A 9,789-nucleotide genomic window follows, 5' to 3' on the forward strand; every position below is an offset into this window, starting at 1 on the left:
CATGATTAATATCTGACATCTTAAATATATCGCGATAATAATTATCACAAAATAAGAGGAGAGAAACATGAACAGCAAGACCACGACCACCATAGCCGTAATCGCAGCAGTTGCTGCTTTGTCCACCACGATCCCGGCAAATGCCGCCGATTCCATCCCCGCAACCCAGTCCGTCAGAAACGTCGTGCTCGTCCATGGCGCATTTGCGGACGGCTCGGGATGGAAGGGTGTTTACGACATTCTCACGAAGCAGGGTTATCGCGTCACGATCGTGCAGAACCCGCTGACGTCTCTCGCCGATGATGTTGCCGCCACCAAGCGGGCGCTTGAACGCCAGGATGGTCCGGTCATTCTGGTCGGGCATTCCTGGGGCGGCACCGTTATCACGGAAGCAGGCATCGATCCGAAGGTTGCGGGCCTCGTCTATGTTTCTGCACTTTCGCCAGATGCCGGCGAGACGACGGCCCAGCAATATGAAGGGTTCGCGCCTGCATCAGAATTCGTCATCGAGACGACGAAAGACGGTTTTGGCTATGTCAGCCCTGCGAAATTCAAAGCCGGCTTCGCTCATGACGTAAGCGACGCCGACGTGGCATTCATGCGGGATGCGCAGGTCCCGATCAATATGGCCGCTTTCGGCACGAAGCTCGAAAATGCTGCCTGGCGCACCAAGCCGAACTGGGCAGTCATCGCAACCGAAGACAAGGCCTTCGATCAGGCTATGCTGATCCACATGGCGGAACGCATCAAGGCAAAGATCATCAAGGTATCGGCGAGCCACGCCCTGTTCATGACGCAGCCGACTGTGGTCGCCGACACAATAGATCAGGCCGCCAAGGCTGTTTCGGCCAAGCAGTAATGCCGGAGAACGCGTCGTCACCGGGACAGCGACTGCCCCGGTGACGACCACTTCGCGTTGAGCGGCGAGGGTTCAGGCGATAGAGCTCGCCGGTCAGCCTCCGAGCAATCCGTCGCGCCTTCGCTTTATGATCCTGCAGCCTTTTTTCAATTTTCTTTGAAACGATTCACGGAGGTAGCCACGTGAAGCTGAATACTCCTGACCAAAATGGACCAGAACCTAAATCAATCCGACAGCGCCAAGTCAGTGAGGTTTTCGACTTTATCGTCTGCGGCGCTGGTTCTAGTGGCTCGGTTGTCGCTGCGCGACTGGCCGAAGACGGCAATGCCAGCGTTCTGTTACTTGAAGCTGGTGGAGACGATGAAGCAGAAACCGTCTCGAACCCGGCCATGTGGCCGCTTAATCTCGGAACGAACCGGGATTGGGGCTTTGTTGGTCAACCGACACCTGGCCTGGATGGACGACGCCTTCCTCTGAGCATGGGCAAAGGCCTGGGTGGTGGGTCGAGCATCAACGTCCTGGTATGGGCGAGGGGCCATAAGGGGGACTGGGATCACTTCGCGAGTGAGGCCGGTGACGAGTCCTGGGGTTATGAATCCGTCCTCCGTTACTATCGCCGGGTCGAAAACTGGCAGGGTACGCCCGACCCCCTACGCCGAGGGGTAGGAGGTCCGGCATACGTCGCGCAGCCGAGTGCTCCGCAGCCGGTGGCCGAGGCTATGTTGCGTGCTGCTTCCACGATTGGCATCCCCGTCTATGACACGCCGAACGGTGAGATGATGGAAGGCCCGGGCGGTGCATCAATTGCTGAACTCCGCATCCGGGACGGCAAGCGTGAATCGGTGTTTGGATCCTATGTGCGCCCGCTGATGTCGCAGCCTAACCTAACGGTGCTGACCGACGCGCTGGTCTCGCGCCTTATCTTCGATGGCAAGCGCGTAACCGGTGTCGAGGTCGTTGTCGATGGCCAGGTCCGTCTGTTTACGGCCCAGTGCGAGACAGTCCTGTCGCTCGGCGCGATCAATACACCGAGGGTGCTCATGCAGTCGGGCATCGGTCCGAAAGACGAGCTGAACACGCATGGCATTCCTCTTGTCCAGCATCTTCCGGGCGTTGGCCGCAATCATCAGGATCATCTCGCTTTCGGTTGTACGTGGTCGTATCGAGAGCCGCAGGCCGTCGGCGGTACCGGCTGCGAAGCGAAACTCTATTGGAGGAGCAATTCGCAGCTTACCCAGCCGGACATTCTTCAGTGCCAGTTGGAGTTTGCCGTTCCTTCGCCGGCAGAGACCGGTCTTGAGACGCCCGAGCATGGCTGGACAATGTTCAACGGTCTCGCCCAGCCGAAAAGCCGCGGCCGGCTGTGGCTCTCCGGGGCTGATGTGAACGATCCCATGCTGATTGAACCGAATTCTCTCAGCGAGCCGGAAGATCTCGCAGCTGCCTTGATCGCCGTAGACCTATGCCGCGAGCTTGGAAACAGCGATGCCTTCTCTTCCCTGGTGACGGGAGAAACAGCTCCAGGAGCGCGCGACAGGGCAGGAATGATCGAGTTCATCCGGCAATCGGCAGTTACCTATTGGCACCAGACCAGCACAGCGAAGATGGGGCGCGACAGCATGTCTGTGGTTGACCACGAACTAAAGGTCTACGGCATTGACGGCCTACGCATCGCTGACTCGTCAATTATGCCTCGGATCACCACCGGCAACACCATGGCACCCTGCGTAGTCATCGGTGAGAGAGCGGCCGACTTGGTCAAGGCATCCTATGGCTTGGTGCCCACGGCTCAGAGCACTGCCGCTGTCAGCTAGACCGGATCGAAATGTGCGAGCATGGCGCCTGTAGTCTCAGGCGACCATGCTCGCTGCGATGCTGCGACCAATCGCTCCTTGAGAACGATCGTCGCATTGAGTTCAAGAGGGATGGCGGCAGGCAGGCGTATGTAGCCGAAATCGAGTTCGCCTAGCCTAATCTTTGCCAATTGCTGGCGCATTTCCAGTTCGAGTAGATGCAGCTCGATATCCGGCAGAGCCCGCCGGAAGGAGGCGAGCGACTCCGTCAGGATGCCGGAATAGGCCGCAGACGCCACGTAGCCGATGGTGATCCTGCCTGTTTCTCCCCAGCCAAGGCGCTTCAGCTGAGTGAGCGTCGCATCTGGCTGCGCGACGATTTTCACCGCATCTTCGAACAGGGCGTGCCCGGTCGGGGTCAGCTTCACCGAGCGCTTGCTGCGATCAAGAAGCGGCAGCCCAACGATTGCCTCCAGAGCGATGATTTGCTGGCTAAGTCCGGGCTTTGCAATGCCGAGCCTTGCTGCGGCGCGCTCGAAATTTCGCTCCTCAACCACAGCGACGAAGTATCTTAGATGCCTCAGTGCGAAATTGGTGGCGCGTTGTCTGCCGGTTATCTGCATCGGCTATAGGTCACTCGTTGCCTTCGGGTCTTTATTTCAGAATTTAAAGTTCTGAAAATTGCTACTCCCATTTATTGGATTTGTCTCCGCGCTGTCGATAGAAAGATGAATAATTTAGTCTAGATTATTCCGGGGCGGCATGCGTTTCATCCAATCTCATTTCTTCGTCACGACAGCCCTTGTTTCGGCTCTTTCCGCTGGCCAGATTGCACACGCGCAGGAAGCGCAGGGCACCACGCTGGCCCCGATCGTTTTGCAGGGTGAGGCAAATACGGATTTGCGCGGCCCTGTCGGTGGCTTTGTCGCAAAGACCAGCGCCACTGCCTCCAAGACCGGCACGCCCATACTCGAAACGCAGCAGTCAATCTCAGTGGTGACGAGGGACGAGATGGACGCGCAGGCGGCGCAGACGCTTGGGCAGGCCCTCAACTATACGCCGGGCGTTCTTGGACAACCCTACGGCTCTGATCCGCGTTTCGATTCGCCGATCGTACGCGGCTTCGATGGCCGCCAAATCCAGTATCTCAACGGCTTGAGGTTGATGCGGACGGCTGGTGCACCGCCGATCGAAATCTATGGTCTTGAGCGTGTCGATGTGCTGCGTGGGCCGGCTTCGGTCATGTATGGCCAGGGCAATCCAGGTGGCATCATAAACCAGATCAGCAAGAGGCCTAAATTCGACAACTTTGGTGAGGTCGGCACTCAAGTTGGCAGCTATGACACTTACGGCGCCTTTTTCGATCTCGGCGGCATCGTTCCGGGGCAAGACGATCTGGCCTATCGGCTGACCGGTCTTGGCCGGGTGGCTGGCGCGCAAACCGACGAGCTGGACAATGATCGCTATTTCATCGCGCCGGCACTGACATGGAAGCCCGATGAGGATACATCACTCACCATTCTGACGAGCGTCCAGCATGATAACCCGAGCACGCCATCCGGTCTGCCGCCGCAATACGTAATCGACAGTTCGGCCTTCAAGCTGCCACGAGATTTCTACGTCGGAGACAAGAGCTTCGATCACTCAAGCCGCACGCTCACAAATCTCGGCTACGAGTTCGAAAAGCGGTTCAACGAGACTTGGACCTTCCACCAGAACGTCCGCTATTCCAATCTCGACTGGGATTACCAGTCGCTCGGCATGTCGACGCTGGGGCTTGCCGCTGACGGGCGCACCTTGCGCCGTAATGCCACCTTCCAGAATGAAAATCTCAACACATTCAATGTCGACAACAACCTGACCGCCGAGTTCTCGACCGAAGAACTGGAGCACAAGGTGCTCCTCGGCTTCGACTACCGCTATTTCGACAACAACGTTCGCACGCGCTTCTTCCAGGCGACGCCGCTCGATGTTCTGAACCCGTCCTACGGGGGACCGATCAGCCTGATCTCACCGACGCTCGATACGCGGGTGGACAGCGACCTTTCGCAGGCCGGCCTCTACGTGCAGGACGAGCTGGTTTATGATCGCTGGCGTGCGACATTGGGGTTGCGGCAGGATTGGGCGTCGACGTCCGGCACCTCGCGCAATGGCCTGACCGGCGTCTCGCGGTCGCTCGACCAAAATGACCACAAACTGACGGGCCGCGCCGGCATCAGCTATCTCTTCGATGGCGGGATTGCGCCCTATGTCAGCTATGCGACCTCCTTCGAACCGGTTTCCGGTGCCAGCACGGTAACCGGTGATCCCTACAAGCCGACCGAGGGCGAGCAGTGGGAAGCCGGCATCAAGTATCAGGCCGACGGGTGGGACGGGTTCTTCGCGGCGGCCCTCTACGATCTGAGACAGAAAAATGTTCTGCGCACAGTCGGCGGCGTGTCGAGCCAGATCGGCGAGGTCCACGTCCGCGGTCTTGAACTGGAGGGTGTCGTCAGTCTGGCGCAGGGGTTGGACCTTCACGCCGCCTATACCTATACCGATGCCGAAATCGGCGCCGGTGCCGATAATGGCAACCGGGTTGAGAACGTGCCGCGCAATGCGACGAGCCTGTGGCTCAACTACACGTTCCAGGAGGATACGGCACTGGCAGGGCTCGGTGTCGGTGGCGGTGTGCGTTATGTCGGCCAGCGTTACGGTAACAGCGCCAATACCTATGATCTCGATGGCGTGACGCTGTTTGACGCAGCGCTCACCTACCACAAGGATGGCTTGAAGGCCTCGCTCAATGTCCAGAACATCGCTGATGAGAAATATGCGGCAAGCTGCAGTTCATTTGGATGCTACTATGGCGACGGCCGTACCGTCATGGGAAAGCTGAGCTTCACCTGGTAGCGGCTGGATGACGGGCATTTCAACAATTTTGCGACGCCGGCATTTGTTTCTCGGCGCCGCCGCAACGGTTTTGACCACACGTTTCGCGGCTGCGGCAGATATGCCGCGCCTGGCCGCGATCGATTGGGCAATGCTGGAAACCTCGATTGCGCTAGGCGTCATGCCGGTCGCCGCGACGGAGCTTATCCAGTTTCGCAAGGATGCGATCGAACCGGAGATCCCGGCCGGCGTCATCGATCTCGGCTTGCGGGGAACGCCGAATTTCGAACTGTTGAGCGTCATCAAGCCGGATCTCATTCTGCTTTCGCCCTTCTATACGCGGCATCAGGCAGCGCTGGAGCGCATCGCGCCGATCATTTCACTGCCCTTTTACGTCAAAGGCGAGCCGCCATTCGAAAAGGCCTGCGCTGCCGTGTCGGCACTTGGGGCTCGGCTTGGACCCGAGAGAGACGCCACGTCCGTGCTGATTGAGATCGAGAGCCGGCTTGCCGAATACCGTTCCGGCCTCGCGCGGTTTGCTAGACGGCCGATCTATCTCGTCAATGTGGGAGATGCGCGCCACGTCCGCGTTTTTGGGTCCGACAGCATGTTCGGCGATGTGCTGTCGCGACTTGGGCTTCGAAATGCCTGGCCGGACAGGTCGCGTTACACGTTTGCGGCTCCCGTACCGATCGAGCAATTGGCGAAAGAGGAAGACGCACGGATTGTCATCATCTCGGCAATCCCGGTCGAGGCGCGTGCCGGCCTTCGGGCAAGCATGATCTGGAACGCGCTTACACCGGTGAGGGAGGGTCGGCTTCTTACCCTTCCCAATATCAATCCCTATGGCGGGGTTCTCGCCGGGTTACGCTTCGCAAGGCTGCTTTACGAGACGCTTGCGGCGTCGGGTGAGGGAGATCAATGATGCGGCCTTCCCTCTTTGCGCTTGCAGGCTTTCTGGCAGCAGCCAGCCTTTTCCTTTTCACGGCCTCGGCCGCGGTTCCCATTTCGCAATGGCCGACTGCGATCTTCTCGTTGGGGCCGGCACGGCTGGACGAAATCATCCTGTTACACGGACTTTTTCCGCGTGCCGGTGTCGCGTTAGTAGCAGGGGCGGCCCTTGGCTTGTCCGGCGCCCTGCTGCAGCAGCTTTTGCGCAACCCAATCGCCGATCCCTCGACACTTGGAATATCAGCCGGCGCACAGCTGGCCATCGTCATCGCAACCCTGTTTTTCCCGGCCTTGCTCGACGGGCATCGTGCCCTTGTCGCTCTGTCGGGCGCGGCGATCGCCGCGCTCATCGTCTTTGCGCTTGCATGGCGCACATCCTTCGAACCGGTAACGATGGTTGTGTCGGGGATGCTGGTGGGCGTCACAGCTGCAGCGCTCTCGGCGTCTCTCACACTTGCACAGGGCGAGTATCTCATGTCGCTGGTGACCTGGAATGGCGGCTCGCTCGGCCAGCAGGATTGGTCGGTCTTCAACGCCCTGTCGCTACAACTGTTTCTTGCGATGGCGGCTGCGGCAGTTCTCCTTCGACCCCTGCTGATCCTCGGGCTTGGCGATGCAAGTGCCCGCTCGCTCGGCATTAACCTGCGCGGCGTGCGGCTGGCGGTCGCAGTTCTGGCGACGCTACTTGCCGGTATGGTTGCGGCCAACGTCGGCCTGATCAGTTTCGTCGGGCTTGTCGCTGCCGCGCTGGTGCGGGGTTGCGGTGTTCGCAGCCCGCTTGCCGCCCTTGCGCTTTCGCCCTTGGCGGGTGGCCTGTTTCTCTGGTTCTGCGATGGCGTAGTGCAGACCGTTGCGGGCGCCAGCGGCGAAACCTTCCCGACGGGATCAGTGACCGCGCTTGCCGGCGGTCCACTGCTCCTGTGGCTCCTACCGAAAGTGCGCTCGCTACAGGGCGCTCAAAGACCACAGGGATCAGTCAGACGGATCAATGCCATCAAGGGGTTCACCATCCTTGCAACCTCGCTCCCGTTTGTCGTTACAATCGCCTTGTTGGTCGGAAATGACGGGCATGGCTGGACCTTGCTTACCCTCCAGACGGCGGCCGATCTATCTTCGTTGAGATGGCCAAGGTTGGTTGCCGCGGCAGGGGCCGGTGGCTTGCTTGCGCTCGCCGGTGCCATTCTTCAGCGCCTGACGGGCAACGCCATGGCGAGCCCGGAAGTCATCGGCGTCAGCGGTGGTGCGGGTCTTGGCTTCGCCTTCGTCCTGACGCTGTTTCCCATGAGCGGGCCCTATTCGATGGTGGCAGGCGCGGCCCTTGGAGGGCTTGCGGCCAATTCGGCGGTACTGGCTTTTGCCCGTCGACAAACCCTTCCATCGGATAAGCTGCTGCTCGCTGGCATCGCCATCAGTTCCCTGAGTTCGGCAGTCCTTGCCGTGCTGATAGCCGCCGGCGATCAGAGAGCCTGGCAGATCCTGGCATGGATTGGCGGGAGCGCAGCGTCGGTCACGCCGGGAGTGGCGATCTTTCTCGCCAGCCTTTCGATTATCGTAATGATGGCATCGATGTTTCTCGTCAGATGGCTCACCCTTCTGCCCCTCGGCGTAACAATGTCACGCAGTCTCGGCGTTCCGATCGCCGCAAGCCGCGTCGTCACGCTCGCGCTCTGTGGGCTGGCGACCGGAGCAGCTTCGGTACTTGTCGGCCCTTTAAGTTTCGTCGGTCTGATCGCGCCCCATATTGCCGCGCGGGCGGGGTTCATCAGGGCGAGGGATCATCTTGCAGCTTCCTTCTTCCTGGGTGCCGTCATCATGGCATTCGCCGATTTTGGCGCACGCACGGCAACCTTCCCCTATGAGCTTCCGCTGGGTCTCTTTGCCGCCATGGTGGGAGCGCCCTATTTGATCTGGCTGATTACGAGAAAATAAAACATCTCTGATATTCGCTCGGGGCAACCTGCAAAGAAGTGGTGAGTGCCAGATACACAAGCTCATCGTCTGTCTGAGTTGTGCCATTGGATAGGTTATAATTATCAATTTGATGATACACGGATACTGGTCATATCGATCCCCGTCGACCAGACTGCAACCAAGTAATAGAGGCGCCGATTTTACCGGTACGATCTGATGAAAGGTTGCCTGTGTCTGACTATCTTTCCCATGCGGCACATTGGGGCACGTTTTCGGCGCGGTGGGACGGAGAACATCTCGACATTCGCCCACACCCCGCCGATCCTGAATCCTCTCCGATCCTTGGCAATTTCACGAATGTGTTGCGCCATCGTGCCCGCATCCTGAAACCGGCCGTCCGCAAAAGCTGGCTCGAACACGGTCCGAAGCCGGGACGTCGCCGGCTGGATGATACCTTTGTGGAAATGGAGTGGAAGGACGTGCTACCGCTCGTCGCGAATACGATCGGTGACGTCCGCGACCGTTGCGGGCCACCAAGGGTGCCACGATCGAGCGTTTCGAGCATGGCAACGATGTCGGTCGCCATCACCGCCTCCTCCTGGACCGGCGGGGGGCATGGCTGTTACGGACCCCGGTCAATACGGTGGCGATATGCCGGTCCTTGCGATCAAGGTATCTTCTATGGCAAAGGCTATTCCATGGCCGACCAAAGCCATCCGCAGGGCCAAAGGCTTATCATTGACGATAAGACTGCCGGTTGGGTTGACCGAAAACCATCGGCCATCCTCGAAAAACTCCCAAGTAAATGGGTGCTGTTGTCCAGGCCAGCGCCAGCCGATGCATTCGTGCGATAGAAGGGCGCGAGGATGAGCCGGCACGCCATGACGAGAGAGATACGCGGGTGATGCCACGACGATTTGTCTTAACTCGCCTCCCAGCGGAGCCGCGATCATATCCTGAGCGATCACCTCACCGATCGTTATGGCTAAGTCGAAGCCTGCTGCGACGTGGTCTTTGACGTTGTCATCAAGGGTAATGTCCAGGTGATTTCCGGGAACTCTCGGGGCAAAGCCGGCACAGCCGGCTTGCATGCACGAGAGGCTGTGCGCGCCATGATCAAAGGCGATGGCGGTGTCATCGTCAACGTCGCATCGATCGTTGCTCTAGTGGCCATGAAGGATACGGCGGTCTATGCCGCCAGCATAGGCGCGATCACGCAACTGACAAAGGTGATTGCCGTCGAGTACGGCAGCCGAGGTATTCGGGCCAATGCCGTCGCGCCGGGCGTTATCGAGACAGACATCCGGGAAGGGCGATGTCACGGTCGCGCCTTGTGAGGAGCGGTTGCGATAGACGCACGTGCATGACCATCTCGCCAGTCAGTTACAAGCGCCATCGCTTCCC

Annotated in this window: 7 protein-coding genes and 3 pseudogenes; 7 read left to right on the top strand and 3 right to left on the bottom strand. The window is 59.3% G+C overall.

What is annotated here, in order from left to right; all coding sequences use genetic code 11:
* Positions 1-67 precede the first annotated feature (67 nt).
* Both JZX87_RS29625 and JZX87_RS29630 read left to right on the top strand, forming a co-directional pair.
* Positions 68-859, top strand: a complete 792-nt coding sequence (locus tag JZX87_RS29625; protein WP_206829444.1) for an alpha/beta fold hydrolase — start codon at positions 68-70, stop codon at positions 857-859.
* A 182-nt stretch (positions 860-1,041) separates the two neighbouring features.
* Positions 1,042-2,673, top strand: coding sequence for a GMC family oxidoreductase (locus JZX87_RS29630; protein ID WP_206829445.1), 1,632 nt, complete (start codon positions 1,042-1,044; stop codon positions 2,671-2,673).
* Positions 2,674-2,732: 59 nt separating this feature from the next.
* Here the strand turns inward: JZX87_RS29630 and JZX87_RS29635 are convergent.
* Positions 2,733-3,269: pseudogene (locus JZX87_RS29635) on the bottom strand (LysR family transcriptional regulator); the annotation flags it as partial.
* A 145-nt stretch (positions 3,270-3,414) separates the two neighbouring features.
* Here JZX87_RS29635 and JZX87_RS29640 point away from each other — a divergent pair.
* The 4 genes and pseudogenes from JZX87_RS29640 to JZX87_RS31665 form a co-directional block, all read left to right on the top strand.
* Entirely contained in the window at positions 3,415-5,544 is a 2,130-nt protein-coding gene (locus JZX87_RS29640) for a TonB-dependent siderophore receptor (RefSeq protein WP_206829446.1), read from the top strand.
* 7 nt (positions 5,545-5,551) lie between these two features.
* Positions 5,552-6,448, top strand: coding sequence for an ABC transporter substrate-binding protein (locus tag JZX87_RS29645; RefSeq protein WP_206829447.1), 897 nt, complete (start codon positions 5,552-5,554; stop codon positions 6,446-6,448).
* A complete protein-coding gene (gene fhuB, locus JZX87_RS29650; RefSeq protein ID WP_404946807.1) occupies positions 6,445-8,403 on the top strand; it encodes a Fe(3+)-hydroxamate ABC transporter permease FhuB in 1,959 nt (652 codons plus the stop codon). Before JZX87_RS29645 ends, fhuB begins: the two co-directional genes overlap by 4 nt.
* 212 nt (positions 8,404-8,615) lie before the next feature.
* A pseudogene (locus JZX87_RS31665) lies at positions 8,616-8,732 on the top strand (hypothetical protein); the annotation flags it as partial.
* Positions 8,733-8,904: 172 nt separating this feature from the next.
* On the opposite strand, the pseudogene JZX87_RS31670 reads toward JZX87_RS31665, so the two are convergent.
* Both JZX87_RS31670 and JZX87_RS31675 read right to left on the bottom strand, forming a co-directional pair.
* Positions 8,905-9,060, bottom strand: a pseudogene (locus JZX87_RS31670) (integrase); the annotation flags it as partial.
* Positions 9,021-9,476: a LysR substrate-binding domain-containing protein gene (locus JZX87_RS31675; protein ID WP_286195187.1), complete on the bottom strand. Its 456-nt coding sequence runs from the start codon at positions 9,474-9,476 to the stop codon at positions 9,021-9,023. The gene JZX87_RS31675 and the pseudogene JZX87_RS31670, both read right to left, overlap by 40 nt.
* A gap of 12 nt (positions 9,477-9,488) precedes the next feature.
* Here JZX87_RS31675 and JZX87_RS29660 point away from each other — a divergent pair, with 12 nt between their 5' ends.
* Positions 9,489-9,722, top strand: coding sequence for an SDR family NAD(P)-dependent oxidoreductase (locus JZX87_RS29660; RefSeq protein WP_353654297.1), 234 nt, complete (start codon positions 9,489-9,491; stop codon positions 9,720-9,722).
* Positions 9,723-9,789: the final 67 nt, after the last annotated feature.

It is taken from the genome of Agrobacterium sp. Ap1, assembly GCF_017313375.1.
Taxonomy (GTDB): Bacteria; Pseudomonadota; Alphaproteobacteria; order Rhizobiales; family Rhizobiaceae; genus Neorhizobium; species Neorhizobium cellulosilyticum.